Consider the following 20020-nt stretch of genomic DNA (forward strand, 5'->3'; position numbering starts at 1 on the left):
GCGCAGAAGGGTACAAAGTAGCGGGTTACGATATCCCTATTGACTATCTTTATACCTTATCTAACAATAACACTTATGCAGCAATGAATCTTCAACATTGTTAGATTAGAAGGTGGAATAAAATTTGAAAAGAACGGAAAGAAGACAACAACAAAAATTAACCAGGCAGATATGGAATAAGTTAAATAATAAAAAATTATTATTGACGATTTTAGCAGCTATCTTTGTATTGTTTCTATGTGCCTTGCTTATCTTTAATATTTTTGTTTGGAAAAGTGATGTTAGCAAACTAGAAGAACCTACTCCACAGCCAACGATTATTTATGATCGAAATGGAGATATAGCGAGTAAAGTCGAAGCTTCAAATATTGAAGGTGTTAGTATAAAAAAGGTTCCAAAACATTTAATTGAGGCTGTAATTGCTACAGAAGACCAAAGATTTTACAAGCATGATGGGATCAATATCATTGCCATTATTCGAGCATTTACGAAAAATATGATGAGTGGTGATATTGTCGCGGGAGGAAGCACCATATCTCAGCAGTTGGCCAAAAATGTCTTTTTAACACAGGAACGTACATATACAAGGAAGTTTAAAGAACTCATTTTGACGAAAAAAATTGAACGAACCTACTCTAAAGAAGAGATTATGGAAAAGTACTTAAATCAAATTTATTTTGGTGAAGGTGCTTGGGGCATCCAACGTGCATCGCAAACCTACTTTGGCAAGGATGTTAGCGATTTAACAATAGCTGAGTCAGCTATGCTTGCTGGGTTGATTAAGGCGCCATCTATTTTGTCTCCATTTAAAGATATGGATAGAGCCGTAGAACGGAGAAATATCGTCTTATCATTAATGGAAAAGGAAGGTTACATTAGTCAAAATGAAATAGAAAAAGCGAAAGAACAGGCTATTGTTTTAGAGGGCGACAAGGTTGATGATTATAAAGGAAAATTTCCTTACTACGTAGATCATATTCTTGAAGAAGCGATCACTAAATATGGTCTGACAGAAAATGAAGTACTTTCTGGGGGACTTCAAATTTATACAGAATTAAACCCTACAATCCAAAATGCAGTTGAGCAGGTGTATAGTAATGACGAGATGTTTCCTGAAGGGCAACCGGATCAGTTGATTCAAAGTGGAGCCATTTTCATTAATCCTTCAACCGGTGGAATCAACGCACTTGTAGGTGGAAGAGGGGAACATGTTTTTAGAGGATATAATCGTGCCACTCAATTAAAACGACAACCTGCCTCTACGATGAAACCATTAGCAGTCTATACGCCTGCTTTAGAGCAAGGCTACGATGTGTATAATCGATTGCAAGATTCACCGATTAATATAGGTGGATATCAACCAATGAACTATGACAAGCAATTCCGTGGGGAAGTTACGATGTATGAAGCAATAATCAATTCTTATAACGTCCCGGCAGTTTGGTTATTGCAAACAATGGGGTTGAAATCTGGTACGAATTCAGTAGAACGTTACGGCATTCCATTGAAGGAAGAGGACAATAATTTAGGGTTAGCGCTTGGTGGCTTAAATGAAGGGGTATCGCCTTTATTGATGACTCAAGCGTACTCCACATTCCCGAATAATGGTGAAATGGTAGAAGCACACGCAATTCAAAAAATTGAAGATGCAGATGGCGAGATCATTGCAGAATGGAAGAATACTACTACAACAGTAACGGATCCTTTAGTGGCTCAGAAAATGACCTATATGCTAAAAGGTGTTGTTGAAGAGGGCACAGGGAAGAATGCTCAAGTTGATGATTTTGAAGTAGCTGGAAAAACGGGTACAACACAGCTTCCTTTTGAGAATGCAGGAGGAGCGAAGGATCATTGGTTTGTCGGATATACTCCAGAAATTGTTGGGGCAGTTTGGATGGGATATGATAAAACCGATGAAAATCATTATATAATGGAACCAAACAACGCGACCGTTACAAACATTTTTAAAGAAATATTCACCCAATCTAAAGCTGAATTCTCCCAAAATAAATTTACCTTACCGTTAATAGGAAAACAGCTTCAAGACAAGTGGAAGAAAGAAGAGAAAATAGAAAAAGAGAAAAAACGGAAAGAAGACAAACAGAAGAAACGGGAAGAAAAGAAACGAGAACGAGAGAAGAAGAAAGAAGAAAAGAAACAAGAACATAAGAAGAAGCACGAAGAAAAGAAACGAGAAAAAGATAAGAAAAGGGAAGACAAGAAACGGGAAAGAGAAAAGGATGATGATTAAGAATCATCACGTTTTCTGATTAACAACTGTTCTAAATTGGCTCATTTCTAAAGGTTTCTATAGAAAAAAATAAAAAGGATAGATGCAAGAAAATTTCATTCTTGTTATCTATCCTTTTCCTTATTCGAAAATATTATTCTGCAGTAGATACAAAGGTTTCAGCAATATGGGCAGTAATGGGATTATAGATATCCTTTTTACTTTCGGGATACGTAATGATTAACGTATTTGCAAAGCTATCGCCAAAGAAAAATTTTTTATAAGTAATGATGCCATTATCATTATAAGAAAGCACATACCAATCATTTGTTAACTTTTGATAGCTAACTTCAACTGGGATATCTTCTAGATCTCTATCATAATAGGTATGAATAGTTTCACCTGGCTCCAATACATTCGTCAAAGACCCATAGGCGAGGAGCGTAAAATCTTCATTACGAAACGTTGCGCCATCTCCGTTTGTAGGGGGTGGATCCATTGTTAAGTCTGAAGGGTATTGTAGTTGAAAACCATATCGCTCGTTTGAATAAGTTGCATACTGAACTTGAGATTGTTGCGGCTCATCAGCTTCGACTTTCTTATTCAGCGCACTGTTTACATCATCCATTAACGCAACCACTTCACTTTGATAAGTTACTAATAATTCCTGTGTACCAATTTGCTCTTGTAATAGCTGAAGTTCTTCTTGAGCAGCTTGGTAATCTTCTTGCGAAATCAAATCGTTGATCACTGCTAATTTTCGTTCAACATCTGCAACTAGTTCACTTTCTTCTTGAATTTGTTTCAAGATTTTTTGTGCCTCATCTTTTACTGTTTGTAATGCCGCTTCATTTTCTATCACTTCTTGAAGTATTGGTAATGCAACTTCATAGTCATATTGTTCCACAGCATCCATTGCTTCTTGCATTTGTTTTGCCAAATCAAAATAAACTTGAGCCTCTTGATCGTCCGCTTTTTCCTTCAATGCCAGTTCAAAATAAAGTGCGGATTGATGATAATCCTTTGCTCCTAAACTCTCAATTCCTTTATCCATCGCATCTTGGTAAGCATCGGAACAGGCTGTGAGGATGACCATTGCAACGATCATCACCCAAACATACAATTTTTTCATATTGTCCTCCTAATAAAAACCAAATGGAGGTGTCCAAAAAGTAATAATTTTTTGGACACCTCTTTTCTTTCTTGATAAATATCTCTTATGAATTATTGTTCCTGCGGTGGTTGTCACCATCCTCGTCGCAAAGGAGCTGTCTCAAAATGACTTTTCAGACAACTCCATGTTGAAGAATTATTTTAATGGAATACTATGGAGAGTAAATCGGATTGGATCGTATTTCTGAACAACAAAATAAAATACATTATTGGAATAGCCAGAAAACGTGAAGGAACCTTTTACACTTCCAATGCTCTTCAAACCTTTTCCATCTGTCGTCATACGGTACATATAGCGGATATCATTGCGGGTATTATCTGTGAAATAAATATTTTTACCTCCGACAAAGAAGGTACCACTTGATTCAATAGGAGAAATCCGTTTTAGATTTTTACCATTATAGTCCATTTTGTATATATATCGGTCCAAATTATCTACGTTTTTATGAACCACTGCATAAATAAATCCACCATCTACTACGAGTGAATCTACATTTGCTACATTTTTTAATAATACCGTTTCTTTTGATGGGTTACTAATTTTGATTTTCGATAAGTTAAATAGTGTTGGCTCTTCAAACGAGTTAGGGTTTACATTCGCATAATAAGCGAAATATAACCATCCATTATTCACAGTAAATTCACTCACATAGCCTTTTGGTTTGTAAAGTAATTGATTGTCTTTTCCATTTACCTTCATCCGATAAAGACCTTTTTCATATTTGTGATAATAAATATAGTCTCCATCAATGACAAATTCATTGGTATCAATCTCCGGGTATTCACGAATTATCGAACCGTCTAACGCTATTTGTTGGAGAACAAATTCGTCAAAACTATAGGCTATTAAGCTATTGCCATAAGTATAAAGATTATTGAAGTTCCCTTCTCGAATCAGTTTTTGGCTTTTTAAATCTCTGCTTATTTTATAAATGCCAGGATCCTTATTTAACTCCCCAAAGGAATTAATAAAATAAAGGTTCCCATCTTTTTCAGCAAAGGTGTGAATGTAGTTACTGTCTTTTAAAGCCGTTCCTTTTGCTTCTGTATTGTTAGGAATAATAATACAAGTGATGAATAATGTAAGAATGATTAACCACTTTTTCATTTATTCTCCCTCCATTTCATTAACCACATTTTACCATTAAATTAAGATTTGTGAATCTTTATTAAAAAATTTCTAAATATTTCGAAACCAAAACTAATCTCATTCGTATAGTAATTAACAACATAAAAAAGGAGGTGAAATTGGTAGTGGCGTCCATTTATTTAACTGTCATGATCATTGCAGGATGTTTAGCAATCGTTTATCTCTTATTCTCTGAACTATTTGATGGAGTTTTTGAGGGAATACCCTTTATCGACCCAGCAGTCATTCTTTGCTTTTTCACAATCGGTTCAGCAGCAGGGTTTTTACTCGAAAAGTTTACCTCAGTATCTACTTTGCTTACATTCATTCTAGCTAGTATTCTCTCTGCAGGAATTAGTGCACTTATTTATTTTTTCTTACTCGTTCCAATTCGTTCAGCGGAAAGTTCGCTTGCATATACGGAAGAATCCCTTTGTGGTCAAGTGGGGAGGGTGATTGTTCCCATTCCTGAAAATGGGTTTGGAGAAGTTGTTATTGAATCTGTCAACGGAATTATTACAAAACGTGCAACTGGTTATGACAATGAAGCGATTGATTATGACGAAGAAGTGCTAATCATTGAAGCAAAAGAAGGCACCATCTACGTAAAAAAGTACGAAGCGATTCAATTTCTATTCTAAGGTAGGGGGAGTTTTATGTTAACGACTATTATTGTGATTGGAATTGTTGTGTTTGTTCTGGCGGCCGTTGTTGCGGTGTATATTGCGAAATACAAAACTGTCGGTCCAGATGAGGCTTTAATTGTGACTGGTAGTTTCCTAGGTTCTAAAAATGTACATTCCGATGAATCAGGAAATAAAATTAAAATTATTCGTGGTGGCGGTACTTTCGTATTCCCAGTATTCCAACAATCCGAGCCACTTAGTCTATTATCTAGTAAACTAGAAGTTACAACACCTGAAGTATACACAGAGCAGGGTGTACCAGTTATGGCTGATGGAACGGCCATCATCAAAATTGGCGGATCCATCTCTGAAATTGCCACAGCTGCAGAGCAATTTTTAGGGAAAAATAAATCCGAGCTTGAAAATGAAGCAAAAGAAGTATTAGAAGGTCACCTCCGTTCAATTTTAGGCTCTATGACTGTAGAAGAAATCTATAAAAATCGTGATAAATTCTCTCAAGAAGTTCAACGTGTGGCTTCTCAAGACTTGGCGAAAATGGGGTTAGTCATTGTATCTTTCACGATAAAAGATGTTCGTGATAAAAATGGTTACTTAGAATCATTAGGGAAACCTCGAATTGCCCAAGTAAAACGTGATGCAGATATTGCGACAGCTGAGGCAGAAAAAGAAACACGTATAAAAAAAGCAGAAGCAGAAAAAGAAGCACAAAAAGCAGAACTACAACGTGCAACTGAAATTGCGGAAGCTGAAAAAGAAAATCAATTAAAAATTGCAGAATACAAGCTCGAACAAGACAGAGCAAAAGCACGTGCCGACCAAGCCTATGAACTCGAATCAGCAAAAGCAAAACAAGAAGTAACGGAACAAGAAATGCAAGTCAAAATCATTGAACGTCAAAAGCAAATCGAATTAGAAGAAAAAGAGATTTTACGCCGTGAGAAACAATACGATTCAGAAGTGAAGAAAAAAGCCGATGCTGACCGTTATGCCATCGAGCAAAATGCAGCCGCAGTGAAAATGAAAGAATTAGCTCAGGCCGATGCAGAGAAATATCGTATTGAAGCCCTAGCAAAAGCCGAAGCGGAAAAAATCCGCTTAGATGGTCTGGCAAAAGCCGACTCTGAACGTGCACAAGGGGAAACAGAAGCAGAAATCATTCGTCTGAAAGGTTTAGCAGAAGCCGAAGCAAAACGTAAAATTGCAGAAGCCTTCGAACAATTCGGTCAAGCCGCTGTCCTGGATATGATTGTTCGCATGATGCCGCAATACGCAAAAGAAATCGCAAGCCCACTATCCAACATCGACAAAATTACGGTGGTCGACACTGGCAATGGAGAAGGTGGCGGTGCAAACCGTGTTACAAGTTACGCAACAAACCTAATGTCCTCCCTACAAGAAACATTAAAAGCGTCCTCTGGCATTGATGTGAAAGATTTATTAGAAAGCTTTGTTGGAAAGCAACAGCCGATAGAAGTGAAGGAAATACAGGAAGAAAAAGAAGAAAAGCAATTGGTGTAAAAATAAATAGTGTACAGACCATTTGATTTCTCGAGTAAACGGGCAAGCATTTCGCAAGCCCGTTTACTTTTTTCGAATTGTTGTCGCAAATTATAGTAGTAATTAAAGCAAAAAATTGAGACCACTTGATTCAGAAATTACAATTTTTTATCCACCTATTCAATATGCAGTAATAAGGGTACTAGCCTCACTTTTTTTCAATTATTTATAATGATATACTTTTCTTGTGATATATTACAGGTTAGGGGAAATTTATGCAGGTGGAGACAACAAATACAATTGAAAAAAAAGTAGATGAATTAGAAATAAAATTTGAAGGGTTAAAAGAAATAGTTGCAATTTATCAACACAACATCGATAACAATATTACTTGGTTTTATGCATCAATCGCAATTGTTGTAGCAATCCTTCTTGCATCACTTTATTTTCTAATAAAAAATGCTGTAAATGCAGGTATTGAAAAAGGAATTAAAGAAATTGATAAAAAAATAATAAAAATAATTAAAGAAAATCCTCCTTATCGTCATGCTAGAGGTAATACTAATGTGGTCGATAATCAATTTTTAATTACCGGACTAGAAGATTTTAACTTAGATGTTTTAGTAAGTTTAGAAGTATACAATCGTGATGGTAAAGAATTGTCGAGGAATATACAATTGGAAAATGGGTCAATCACAGTGAAACTAATGAATTATGATCCTAAAGAAGATGGATTGACTGTTTATTGGAACATAGTTTGGAGAAATGGATACGAATTTTTATAAGTAATAAATACAGAAGCAAAATACATATTGTGTTTAGATTTAGCGCATTCCTTTTGAGTGAGGAATGCTTTTTTATTTGTTAAATAATAAAAATGTAATCTAAATTAACAAAAATTTATTGTAAAACGATAAATTTTGAATTAGAATCATATTATTAAATTATAGAAAGATAAATCTAAGAGGAGGTTGAACGATGGATAACAATAATTTGGTTGCTGAACATATTGATAATCCTCATGAGCTGGAGAGATTGTATCGAAATGATCCGAAAGTGTTTAAAAAGTTATTCTCTTTCGCATGGGAACAACATCCTGAATCCGAAGTTCTTCGTGTTTGGTATGAACGATTGCATTTTAAGGAGTCAACAAATACTGAAAAACCGCCTTTGCTTCAAAAAGGGTTCTTATTCATGGGGCTTCTCGCAATTCTTGCCGGGATAAGCTCGAGGATTATTTTTCATTTTGTTGAACAGGAGTCCATTGCTCCAATCAACATAGCTTTCGGGGTCATTCCTTTTATTGCTGCATATTTTGTTTACAAGAATAGACCGAAAAAAGGTATTATTTATTCCCTTGCAGCGTTGTTCGTTATTTCGGGAGTGTATATTAATACGCTACCATTAGATTATAGTGATAGTATTGTTCTTGTTTATTTACACATGCCCATCTTCTTATGGGTCGTGTTGGGCCTTGCTTTTACAGGGAATCATTTTGCAAAAGGGAATACAAGATTAGCCTATATTAAATTTAATTTGGAATTTGGCATTCTCTACGCAAGTATGGCAGTAAGTGGAATGGTGCTAGCATTATTAACGTTAAATTTATTTAGCTTTGTCGGCTTGGATATAGAAAACTTCTATTTTAGTAATGTTGTGTTATTTGGTGCTGCGGCTCTCGCTGTTGTGGCTGCATACCTTGTATCAATGAATCTTAAACTGGCAAAAAACATTACTCCTTATTTAGCGAAAATTTTTAGTCCACTTGTCCTTGTGACATTGGTGGTTTATCTTATAACGGTAATTTGGGTCGGAAAAAATCCATTCTTGGATCGTGATTTCCTCATCGCTTTTAATGGAATCCTACTTGGTGTATTGGCTGTAACTATCTTTTCTGTTACAGAGAATGACACAAGTAAGAAGAAAAGTATTTCAGATTATATCAATGTGGCTTTAATTGTACTTGCGTTACTCATTGATAGTGTTGCATTGTCAGCGATTGTTTTTAGGCTTTCATCTTATGGGATTACACCGAATCGACTTGCAGTTCTAGGCGCGAACATCCTGATTTGGGCAAATCTCATTTGGATTATGTTCTCCTATATCCGTTTCCTTCGAAATAAAACTGGAGCTCCCACAATCCAAGATGCGGTGACAAAATATCTCCCTGTTTACGGAATTTGGGCAGCTATCGTCATATTTACGTTCCCGATTATTTTTTAATTTTAAAAGGAGGTGTCCAAAAAGTAATAATTTTTTGGACACCTCTTTTCTTTCTTGATAAATATCTCTTATGAATTATTGTTCCTGCGGTGGTTGTCACCATCCTCGTCACAAAGGAGCTGTCTCAAAATGACTTTTCAGACAACTCCTTTTCATATTGTATATTGGATAAAAGAGGTGAAATTGTCATGAGAAGTGAAAAGGAAATGTTTGATTTAATACTAGGAGTCGCGCGGTAGGATGATCGAATTCGAGCAGCTTATATGTACTGTTCAAGAACCAACCTGAAATACCTTATACATGTGAGAGATACCAGTAGATGTGAAGGAAATCTTTTAATGGAATGGTAGAAGGATAGGTTAGTATGAAACGTATTAGTAGCAGGTATTTCAAGCTATCTTAAATTCGCCCTCAAAATTTTGATGATTTGCTCCCTGATTAATAGCACTTTAAATATAATATCTGTATATCGGGGGGGTTTCTTATGTTACGATGTTGATAAAAAAGCCTTAAAGTATTTTTCAATCTTTAAGGCTCTATTTAAGAGAAGTTATTTAGTTTATAGAAGACCGATCCATTTCCAATAGGTTGCGCTTAAGATAAGTACGAGGATATAGGCACCAATCGTAAGTGGTATACCGGATTTTAAGAAGTCTTTTGTTGTAAAAGAACCTGTACCATAAGCAAGCATATTTTGTGGTGCACTTACAGGTAATAAGAACCCAAAGGAAATAACAAATTGCTGAATAAGGACAAAACCAATATTGTTCACATCAGGTAAAGTTGAGGCAAGCGCAATTAAAACTGGGATGAGCGCGGAAGCAAGACTTGTTGCACTGGCAAAACCTAAGTGAATGATAATATTAAATACTGTCACGAGTGCAATCGTTGCTACCAGTGGCATAGAATCTAACCCAATCGATCCAAATACCGCATCAGACAGCCACAACGCACCTTTTGTATTGAGTAGTACAGTTCCCAAAGAAATCCCTACTGAGAAGACGATAATCGTACCCCAGTCAATTTTGGCAGAGGCTTCTTTCCAATTGAATACACCTATCTTTGGTAATAGTAAGAAAGCGATTGCTGCAATAGTTACAGTAGTTGAATCAAACGGATGTAATTTTGTTTCTGTTGCCCATAAAAACAATAGAATTATACTTGTGATAATTAATGTTATTTCTTTACGTTTTAGTGGTCCTAATTCGCGCAATTGTTGATGAATGATTTCTTTACCACCATCAATTGTATCTGTTTCTGGCTTAATTAGTTTAATCATGACGAAGTACAATAAGACTGACATGCAAATTGAGAATGGGGCAGCATAAATGAACCAATCAATCCATGTCACATCTTGATTAAATTCAGAATTGATAAATCCAAGGGCAACTAAATTTTGTGCGGCAGCTGTTTTAATTCCGATATTCCATATAGATACTGCTTGGGTTGCTGTGATGACGAGAAGTGCTGCTAATCTACTTTCATTGGATAAACCAAAAGCTGCTACAATCCCTAATAAAATTGGTACGACTGCACCAGCACGAGCAGTTGCACTTGGGACGAAGAAAGCTAAAATAATTGAGACTAAAATTGCCCCAAAAACGATGGATTTCGTTTTTGTTCCAACCATTGATAAGATCCAAAGGGCGAGTCGTTTATGTAAATTTGTCACTTGCATAGCAGCTGCTAAAAATAGTGCAGCAGCTACCAATGCTACTGATGAACTACTAAAACCACCTAAAGCAAGTTTCAAAGCATTGGATGTTCCCATCGTAGTTGAAGGATCATCCATTGATGGAGACAATCCTAATAGAATAGAAAGTAAAACAATAATCATTGCAGAACTAACTGGATAAGATACTGCCTCTGTCACCCATAAAATGACGGCAAAGGCTAATATGGCAAGTGCACGTTGACCTACAATAGGTAAAGTACTGCCATCATTAGGGAGTAAACAAATGATAATGAGGGAAAGAAACGCAACAACAATCCACAAAGGTTTTAAGTTTCTTTTTTTTATTTCTTCTCCAACTTTTTTTGTTGTCATAATACTGCCTCCTTTAATTGGCAAATCCATTCCTAATACTTACGAAGAAAAGTTTTAGTATTATATTAGGAAAGTATATAACTATACTTTTATATTACCAATTTTTGAGAAAAAGAGTTGGGTAGTTATTGAACAATTGTCGAACTTATCGTAAAAGATAAAATATATTTAAATTCATATATAAAAGTTTGAACAAAGTGAATAATTAAGGGAATTCAAAACGTTGTACTGATTATGTGTATAAAATAATAATTTACATAATTTTTTTAATAGATATTTATAGTTCATCAACTATTTTCATTGGGTACGATTGAGTGCTTTTCAATAAAAAATTTGAATGAGAAGAGGTTTTTGATCAACTAAAGACTAGGACTTTATAAGATCATTAGCATATTTCATATCCCTTTCTGATATTTCCTTATTTTGTTATGATATTAGTAGTGAATAAAGGGGGAGTGCAGAAATTATGGAATATATTACATTGAACAACGGGGTAAAAATGCCAATTGTTGGTACAGGTACAAATACGTATGGAAAATTAAATAACGACTATAATGGTGCGTTAACAAATGAAATTCCTGAACTCGTATCAGCACTTGAGTTGGGATATCGCTCAATCGACGCAGCGATTATGTATCGAAATGAACATCTAGTTGGACGAGTTTTAGCAGAAAGTACGGTACCTCGTGAGGAATTATTTATTACAACAAAAGTTCCAGCAAGCGAAGAATATGTTTCTTCTAAGGATGCGACTCGTGCAGCAATCGATAATAGTCTAAAAAATTTCCAAACAGACTACTTAGACCTAATTCTGATTCACTTCCCGATTGAAAACAAAGAACATTTAAAAAACACATGGGAAGTCTTTGAAGAATACTATGAGGCTGGTAAACTAAAAGCAATCGGGGTTTCAAACTTTGAAAAACATCATCTGGATGAGTTGAAAGAATTTGCGAAAGTGAAACCGGCTGTTAATCAAATTCAAATTAACTTAAAACAACCTAACAAAGAACTTCTTGCTATATGTAAAGAAGAGGGGATTACACCTGTTGCATGGGGACCTATGAAAGCAGAAGACCATCAAAAAGAAGTTTTGAATGAAATCGGTAAAGCCTACAATAAGACAGGTGCTCAAGTCTTATTGAGATATCAAATAGAGCGCGGTGTGGTCGTTATTCCGAAATCACACAATCCGGAAAATCAAAGAGCGAATCTAGATATTTTCGATTTTGAATTAACTACTGCTGATGTAGAAAAAATTGAAAACCTATAACTGTATAAAAAGATAGCTTCCTCAAATTGAGAGGAAGCTCTTTTTAGAGAATACTAGTCTAAAATTTTAACTTTTACTTGTTTTACCCCGAAATCATTTGCCTCTTGTTTCGTCGGTACAAAGACATCGATGCGTTTGCCCTTAATTGAACCACCAGTATCTCCTGCGATTGCTTCACCATAGCCTTCCACATATACTTTGCTGCCTAGTGGAATAACAGTTGGGTCAACTGAGATGACTTTTGCATCTGGGTTTTCTTTTAAGTTAATTCCAGTAGATGTAATCCCTGAACAACCCTCACATGAAGCAGTATAGGCTGTAGCTTCCACTGTGATTTCTTTAACAGCTTCATTGTCTGCTGGTGCAATTTCAGTTTCTACTTTATTTGTAGATGGAGCAGGTGCTTTAGTCTCTGCATTTGTTGATGGAGCGGTTGGTTCAGTATTTGCTTTTTCAATAGATGGAGCAGGTTCCTTAGATTCTACTTTATTTGTTGTAGGTGCAGTTGGCTGAGTATCCACTTTACTTGTTGGGGGAACTGTTGCATTTTGACTATTTTCCTGTGATTTTGATGCAACAGGTTTCAACGTTTTTTCAATAACATTATTATTCTTTAAACCTTCAAAAATAACTAGTGTAGAATCAGGTTTAATAAGATCAGATTGTAATTGGTTCCACTCTTTAATTTGCGAAACTTTCACTTGATGATCGCGGGCGATAACCCATAATGTATCACCATTTTTTACTGTATATTGTTTTTCCGTAACAATCGTTAGTACATCTCCAGGATGTATCAGGTCTGTTGTTAGATGATTGAACTTTTTAAGATTTTCAACAGTTGTATTATTCGCTCGGGATAAATCCCAAAGCGTATCTCCTTTTTCTACTGTAATCGTTGCTGCTTGTGCAGAAGTACCTAAAGTTATTGAGAGTACTGCAACAGGTACCATTGACATCATTTTTTTAAACATTTTTTTGCCTCCAATTCTGTGGTTGCTAATCTATTATAATCGTAGCATAGAATTTTCTAAGAAAAAGAACAGGAGGATGTTAATTCCTTTACTTCCATGGCGATTATATTTCAAAATTATGTCTATGTGGAAAGGAGTAAATAATAGTTGAAATAATATATAAGGAATTAATAAAAATTATTTTAGTTGTTAGAAGAAATTGGTAAATATTATACTTAAAACAAAGGATAACTAGAAGACCTAGAAAATATAAAATTAGAATAAGTAAGCACTTAAACTTTGACCGTTTAAAGAAAATGAAATAAAGAACTTAATTTTGACACTGTTAGAATTGTATCTTATTGATAAAGTACAGTCTTGATTAAAAAGGATAGTATTCTGTCTGTTATTCCTTCCTTCTAATTTACAATCTTAGGGCAAAAAGAGAACTAAATAAGGAAGTTTTTATTAAGATAACAAACTAGTTAGAAATTTAGGAGGTTTTATGAAATCAATAGTCAACAAAGCGATTATTTCCGCTTTAGTAGCATTTTTATTATTTAACTCAATTGAAATTAGCTGGATATACTATTTAATAGTATTTTTGGTAGTTTTTATCTTAGTTAGTACTAATTTTGCTTTATCTAAAAATCACAGCTTATATTATTCCATACTAACGATCAATTTTGCAGTATTTATTGTATATTGCACAATTATTCTAGTGAAAGAAGGAAGCATTACTCAAAACAGATTAGATCAACTTTGTTTTATAATAGTATTAGTAATATTGAGTATAATATCCTATTTAGTATTTATGAGTGGTATGACTAGGGAAAAGAAGAAAAATAGTAAATTAAACTTAATCTCTAAAAGAGAGAAGGATTTAAGTTTATTATTGAGTTATTTAGAGAATTTCGAAATAATTGGATTAAATGGAAGATGGGGGACAGGAAAATCATTTATTATAAATGCCCTTAAAGAGAGAATTAAAGATAAATATGAATTTATTGAGATAGATCTAATGACATGTAATTTAAATGAAATGCAACCTACTTTAATAAGGGCTTTTGAAGAAGTGATGTATAAAAACAAGATTCTACCAAAGTATGCAAATAAAATGAAAAATAATATTGAGTCTACTTCATTTTTCTCTAAGATACAAGATTTAACTAACCTAATTTTTTTAAATAGTAATTCCAAATCTGAAATACTACATGAATTTCAAAATGAACTAAAAAAGCTTGATAAAAAAATATTAGTCATATATGAAGATATAGATAGAATCTCAAATAAAGATGTTATTCAGGAAATCTTCTCAATTTCTGAAAAGATTTCAAATGAGAATATAAAGATAATTTACCAATATGATGAGATGGTTATAGAAAAATTAGGTTTTAAAGCAGATTATTTAGAAAAGTATATTCCTTTTAAAATCAATCTTACCGAGCTTCATTTTTGGGAAGTATTACAGTTTGTAATGAAGGAAATTGATGAGTCTATATTATCTATAAAAGATTTTAATTTTCTTAGGTATCAAGATCATCGCTTTAATGTGTTACAGGAATTTTTTGGATTTAAAGGAGAGTTTGTTGTTAATGTAGAATTTACTCCTATAAGAAAAGTAAAACAAATGATAAGTGAACTCTTAATGACACTTAAAATGAAAAAAGATTTGTATACCAACCATAAAGAAACCATAATTAGTTTTTATATTCTAAAACATTTGTATTCTGAAGCATATAAAAAATTAGATATTCGTCAAAGCTTATTAGAAACATTAAAATTTAAGGTAAATGATAAAAAATATACTATTATTCAGTTAATACAATTATTTAAAGAAAACCATATCACTTCAGAGAAGCTAAAAGAGATTTTTATTGACACAGAAAATCAAGAAAATTATGGGATTTTAAAATTATTCGATTATGAAATAATAAACCATGAAAATATTAAAGATGAAGATCAACTAAGTGAACGATTAGAAAAGGTAAAACATGCTAACGAGAAGATAGATAGAATTATTTGGCACCTGTTATATGAAGGAAAATCAATATTTACTGATTTTGAATTTGCAGTAAAAAAATTTAGTGAGGATGTTTTATCTAAACCAGTAGTAGAGCAAAAGAAGGCATTTCAAGATTTTTGGAATTATTTTTACTATTCAGATAAAATTGTTTTAGACAATACTTCTATATTTAAATTTGGTACTTCAAATTTCTTAGAATTATTCAAATGCTTCAAGGTAGCGAATATTGACAATGATATTCAAATAAAATTGATTGATTATTATTTCAATAATACTAATAATGAATTTAACTTAGAGGTAATAAAATGCATGAATTATTGTCCCCTACATACGACCAAAGAATATTTAAGGATTCTGAATCATTTAAACTCCTTACAAGTTGTGGGAAATTTAAGTAAAAAAGAAGAGTTTGCGGTGTTTCTAAATAAGTATATTCATTCATTAACTAGTTTAGGGTACATTCATTCTTATAAGTATTTTTATGATATAAAAGACTTTCTAAATAATTCGGACTATATATTATTAAAATTTAGGGATTTACTAAAATATTTGGAGAAAGTAAAGTTACGACATCAGAAGTTTGGAATTTTAACTACAATTGAAGATTTAGACGTTATCATTATTTTTATAGAGAAAGTTACTGAAATCTTAAAATGTACTAAAGAAGTTAAAATTGAGAATCGTCCATTTGTCAATACAGAATTTAGAAGTAGAAAAATCAATCAAGAAGAATTCGATCGATTAAAACTATTAATTGAAATAGAAGATCCTAATAGAATTGAAGAAATTAAAGCTAGTTATGAAGAGGAAAAAATTAATTTTTATGAAGCAGATGAATTATTAAAAGTAGAAGAGCACCGGTTTAAAAAGCAGAAGAAATTGCCTTTGTAATTAATTTATAGTGAATGCTACCTAGAGAAATTATAGGACAGCATTTCAATATAATGGGTACTACATAAATTAAAGTAAGTCTATTCGAAACTAATAAATTTAAATTTTATATTGTGATTTCTGTTCAAGAATAATTTTACTCTTATATCATATCTTGATATTAATATAGAACTCAAGTAACCAATTAAAGACTCAAAACACAAGAATTTGTTTGTCATGGGTTATCGTGACATGAGCAATGTTTTGGTTTTTTACTTTTTCTTGAATACCTTACTACTTTAAAATGCATGATGTCAAAGTTTTACAGTTGGTTAGTTGACTATTCTAATTTGCGAGTCATTCCTTTTACAGAGAAAGTTCCTTTTTGTTAAAGGACATATCGTTATGTTTGTTTTATTTCGTATATTCTAAAAATGAAAAAGTAATTGCGTAATAAAACTATTTATTGCATATTTATAATATGTTATTTTTAGAATATTGAAAAATAGAGTATGGGAGATATGGTATGCGAATCAGTAATGCGAGAACTGAGGATGTCTATGCAATCTATGAATTAATTAAATACTATTCTGATAGAGAGATTGTTTTACCTCGACCATTATTATCAATATATCAACAGTTGCAATGTTTGTATGTTGTTAAGGAAGATGACAAGGTTGTTGGAGTAGCCGGATTACATGTTTTAGGAAGAGATTTAGCAGAAGTGCGTTCTTTGGTTGTTCATCCTGACCAACAAGGAAAAGGAATAGGTCGAATTTTGGTTGAACATATTATAGAAGAAAGTCCGAAATTAGGAGTAGAAAGATTAATCTCTTTAACGTATCAAGTTGAATTTTTCAAAAAATTAGGATTCCAAATGGCCATTAGGGATGACTTACCCGAAAAGGTTTGGACTGATTGTGTAAACTGTCCAAAAATTAATAACTGTGATGAAATTGCTATGGTTAAATATTTGAACATTAGATAAATGGATTAAAAGTGGGTGTAATTTTACATCCTATAAAGCCATTCATAAAAAGAAGCAGGTATAATTGCCAAAGATTCACCATATGGCCAAGCTGCGTACTTCTTTCGAATGGTGCAGAAGATTAATGATGTTATTGTGTAGCTATTCAAATTTAGGTTATTAAATTATGAAGAATAGTAATAGTAGTACACAGATTCTAATAAAAGATGTAACTGTTCAACATAGGAATAAAGAAAAGAGAATTTCAAACAAAAAAACTTATATCTATTATTTGGGCATTTCGAACAACGAAAATACCAAAGTTCTTTAATAGAATTATGTTAATCATTTTTTTCTTCTGAATATAAAGTATTTAATACTTATATTAATTTCCGTAAATGTTTTGAAGTTTTCGTTTGCTTTCTACGTGATTTGCACTATTTAGATAATCTAGCAGATTTTTTTAGATTTATAATATGTTTGTTAAGGTTGACTCCCTTTAAGCATTTTACTGCTTAAGGGGTTCTTTTTATTTATTCAGTCAGAGTGTTAAAAGAACAGAATATTCCAAAATTCTTATTATGCGCATCGGTAAAATCCCATAGTGTATTTCTTTTTCTACTGTAAGCATTGTAGCTTAAATAGTCGTACCTAAAATTATTGAGAATAATGCTACTTGTACCAAAGTCTTCATTTTTTAACCATTTAAATGTATCCAATTTTTTGGTTGCTATTCTTTTATTATCGTAGCATAGAAGTTTCTGAGAAAAAAAGAGGGAGATGTTAATTCGTTTAGACCTGGTTAATAGTATTTCAATTTTATGTCTTTAGTGGAAGGAGTGAATATGGACGCCCAAATGATATGTATTGGGAATTGAAAGCCCTTAATATTCCTATATAAAGGATAAAAAAAGTAATCATTCATTACAATAGAAGTATAGAAAGATTTTTGTTATCATAAACTATAGAGACGTAAAAAAATTACGGAGGGGAAATAAAGTGCTCCATAAATTTAAAGTTGAAAATTATAAAATATTTGATGAACCTGTTTCAATTGATTTTTCTAGAGTGCGTGATTATAAGTTTAATGAGGATTGTATAAATAATAATACTATATTTAAAGCTATGTTGTATGGAAAAAATGCAGTTGGAAAAACAAGCTTTGGTCAGGCTTTGCTTGATATAAGAAATACAATTTTACCGAATGACGTCCAAAATATTAGTTCAATTGCATTTTTAAATGCTAATTCACAAAAGGACCATGCTCGTTTTGAATATACTTTCGAAATTCATGAGATTAAGGTGGAGTATATTTATGAGAAATATGAGCCAAATAAGCTTAAGTATGAGTATTTAAAATTCGAAAATGAAATCTTATATGAATACGACTTTAAAAAAAATAAAGGAAATTTTAATAATCTGAAGAAATATAAAGATGTAGAAAATTTAAATTTAGATGAATGGAATGGTGAAATTTCAATACTAAGGTATATTTTAACAAACTCAAAATTAAAAGATCTTAATGTATTAAAAAAACTTAGTGATTTTGTTTCCGGGATGGCAATGCTTAAACCATCTGAGGATATTGTGAGGTTCAAGGGACCAAGAATATTAAAAAACAGAATTATAACAAGTATTATTGAAGAGAATTTAGTAGAAGATTTTGTTAAATTTTTAAAAAGTGCAGGTTTGGAAATAGATTTGAAGGTAGGGGAAAAGCCTGATGGAGAAAAAGCATTATATTTCAACTATAAGAAACCCTTAGAGTTCATTGGGCATGCTTCTAGTGGAACTAGAGCATTAACTTCATTATATTGGATTATCCATTGTTTAAGTGAAATTAAATTTTTATTTGTAGATGAATTTGATGCTAATTTCCATTTTGAATTAGCAGAATATATGTTAGAAAAATTTAAAAGCTTAAATGATTGTCAAATATTAATAACGACTCATAATACAGATTTAATGAGTAATAAATATATGCGTCCAGATTGTTATTATATAATGATTCCGAATAAAATAACATCCATTGCAGAAGCATCTTTAAGAGAGTTAAGACAAGGTCATAATTTAGAAAAACTTTACCAAAGTGGTGAATTTAATGGGAGATAGTGAGTGATTAATTTTGGGAAAATCCAAGGTTTTACTTGTTGTTGAGGGTGAAAAAGTAGAAAAGGAATTATTTGAACATTTCTATAGTTTATATGGAATGCAAGATGTTGAAATAGTTGCTTACAGAACAAATATATACGCTTTTTATAATCGTTTAAGAAATGATTTTGGAGACACTGATGGGAAGATTGTCTATGATTATATTGATCTTCCCTTATTTTTAAATGATTATTTAGGATTAGAAGGCGATCAGTTATTAAACGATTATGATTTTAAAGATAAAATTTTAATATTCGATTATGATCCACATGATCCTCAATATTCGTTGGAGAAATTAGAAGAATTGCTCAGTAATTTTTCTAATTCTACTGAGCTAGGTAAATTATACTTAAATTATCCAATGGTTGAATCGTATAATGATTTAAGTTCATTTAACGAAGATGAATTTATTAATTATTCAATACATATAGATTTGGTTCGAAATCGGCGAGGGAAAATTAGTGAGTATAAAGCGTATGTTGATTCTAGAACATGTATAAAAAATATAAAAGATATAGATAATGAGATTGCGAATTTGTTATTTAAACTGCATTCCAAAAAATTTTGTTCAATTGTTGGAATAGATGAATGCGATGGAACAGATGGACATGTTTTATTATGTAAAAGACAATCAGAGAATTTAGAAAAAAATGAACTTATTTGGGTGATTAATACAGGTATTTTGCATCTTTATGATGAATATGGATTTATAAAATAGTGTATATTCAAAATTAGAAAATGAAAAATCTATTCTAACTTTTATAAGTAGTTAAATCTTAAAACTTATGGAACACACATATATGCTTTTATCAAAATAAATGGTAGAGTTGCTTCCGG

At 32.4% G+C, this 20020-nt stretch carries 14 protein-coding genes; 10 read left to right on the forward strand and 4 right to left on the reverse strand.

Annotated elements, in window-relative coordinates:
• Positions 1–124: 124 nt before the first annotated feature.
• On the forward strand, positions 125–2251 hold the full coding sequence (locus NKR20_RS07400; RefSeq protein ID WP_253424901.1) for a transglycosylase domain-containing protein: 2127 nt from the start codon (positions 125–127) through the stop codon (positions 2249–2251).
• Between the two features lie 133 nt (positions 2252–2384).
• Here the strand turns inward: NKR20_RS07400 and NKR20_RS07405 are convergent, their stop codons facing one another.
• Together NKR20_RS07405 and NKR20_RS07410 are read right to left on the reverse strand one after the other, a co-directional pair.
• Positions 2385–3362, reverse strand: a complete 978-nt coding sequence (locus NKR20_RS07405) for a hypothetical protein (RefSeq protein ID WP_253424904.1) — start codon at positions 3360–3362, stop codon at positions 2385–2387.
• A gap of 177 nt (positions 3363–3539) precedes the next feature.
• Positions 3540–4511, reverse strand: coding sequence for a DUF5050 domain-containing protein (locus NKR20_RS07410; RefSeq protein ID WP_253424909.1), 972 nt, complete (start codon positions 4509–4511; stop codon positions 3540–3542).
• Between the two features lie 146 nt (positions 4512–4657).
• Between NKR20_RS07410 and NKR20_RS07415 the strand changes: the two genes are divergently transcribed.
• The 4 genes from NKR20_RS07415 to NKR20_RS07430 all read left to right on the forward strand — a co-directional run bounded on the left by NKR20_RS07415 (position 4658) and on the right by NKR20_RS07430 (position 8899).
• The gene (locus NKR20_RS07415) at positions 4658–5173 is read left to right on the forward strand and encodes an NfeD family membrane protein (RefSeq protein WP_341943281.1); all 516 of its coding nucleotides are present in this window, start codon (positions 4658–4660) and stop codon (positions 5171–5173) included.
• Positions 5174–5188: 15 nt separating this feature from the next.
• On the forward strand, positions 5189–6697 hold the full coding sequence (locus NKR20_RS07420; RefSeq protein ID WP_121215625.1) for a flotillin family protein: 1509 nt from the start codon (positions 5189–5191) through the stop codon (positions 6695–6697).
• 260 nt (positions 6698–6957) lie between these two features.
• Complete coding sequence (locus NKR20_RS07425) at positions 6958–7461, forward strand: hypothetical protein (protein ID WP_253424912.1); 504 nt, start codon at positions 6958–6960, stop codon at positions 7459–7461.
• Between the two features lie 193 nt (positions 7462–7654).
• Positions 7655–8899 (forward strand): DUF4153 domain-containing protein, encoded by a 1245-nt coding sequence (locus tag NKR20_RS07430; protein WP_253424915.1) that lies wholly within the window; start codon positions 7655–7657, stop codon positions 8897–8899.
• A gap of 559 nt (positions 8900–9458) precedes the next feature.
• Here NKR20_RS07430 and NKR20_RS07435 read toward each other — a convergent pair.
• On the reverse strand, positions 9459–10946 hold the full coding sequence (locus tag NKR20_RS07435) for an SLC13 family permease (protein WP_253424918.1): 1488 nt from the start codon (positions 10944–10946) through the stop codon (positions 9459–9461).
• 466 nt (positions 10947–11412) lie between these two features.
• Here NKR20_RS07435 and NKR20_RS07440 point away from each other — a divergent pair, with 466 nt between their 5' ends.
• Positions 11413–12219 (forward strand): aldo/keto reductase, encoded by an 807-nt coding sequence (locus NKR20_RS07440; RefSeq protein WP_253424920.1) that lies wholly within the window; start codon positions 11413–11415, stop codon positions 12217–12219.
• A 53-nt stretch (positions 12220–12272) separates the two neighbouring features.
• On the opposite strand, the gene NKR20_RS07445 is transcribed toward NKR20_RS07440, so the two are convergent.
• Positions 12273–13190 carry a LysM peptidoglycan-binding and 3D domain-containing protein gene (locus tag NKR20_RS07445; RefSeq protein ID WP_253424923.1) on the reverse strand — a complete coding sequence of 306 codons (918 nt, stop codon included), beginning with the start codon at positions 13188–13190 and terminating at the stop codon, positions 12273–12275.
• A gap of 484 nt (positions 13191–13674) precedes the next feature.
• On the opposite strand from NKR20_RS07445, the gene NKR20_RS07450 reads away from it, so the two are divergent.
• The 4 genes from NKR20_RS07450 (at position 13675) to NKR20_RS07465 (ending at position 19901) form a co-directional block, all read left to right on the forward strand.
• Positions 13675–16086, forward strand: coding sequence for a P-loop NTPase fold protein (locus NKR20_RS07450; RefSeq protein ID WP_253424926.1), 2412 nt, complete (start codon positions 13675–13677; stop codon positions 16084–16086).
• A gap of 505 nt (positions 16087–16591) precedes the next feature.
• Positions 16592–17053 (forward strand): N-acetyltransferase, encoded by a 462-nt coding sequence (locus tag NKR20_RS07455; RefSeq protein ID WP_253424928.1) that lies wholly within the window; start codon positions 16592–16594, stop codon positions 17051–17053.
• Between the two features lie 978 nt (positions 17054–18031).
• Entirely contained in the window at positions 18032–19144 is a 1113-nt protein-coding gene (locus tag NKR20_RS07460; protein ID WP_253424931.1) for an AAA family ATPase, read from the forward strand.
• A gap of 13 nt (positions 19145–19157) precedes the next feature.
• On the forward strand, positions 19158–19901 hold the full coding sequence (locus tag NKR20_RS07465) for a hypothetical protein (protein WP_121215635.1): 744 nt from the start codon (positions 19158–19160) through the stop codon (positions 19899–19901).
• Positions 19902–20020: the final 119 nt, after the last annotated feature.

Origin of the sequence: Ureibacillus endophyticus, from assembly GCF_024159215.1 — a bacterium.
Taxonomy (GTDB): Bacteria; Bacillota; Bacilli; order Bacillales_A; family Planococcaceae; genus Ureibacillus; species Ureibacillus endophyticus.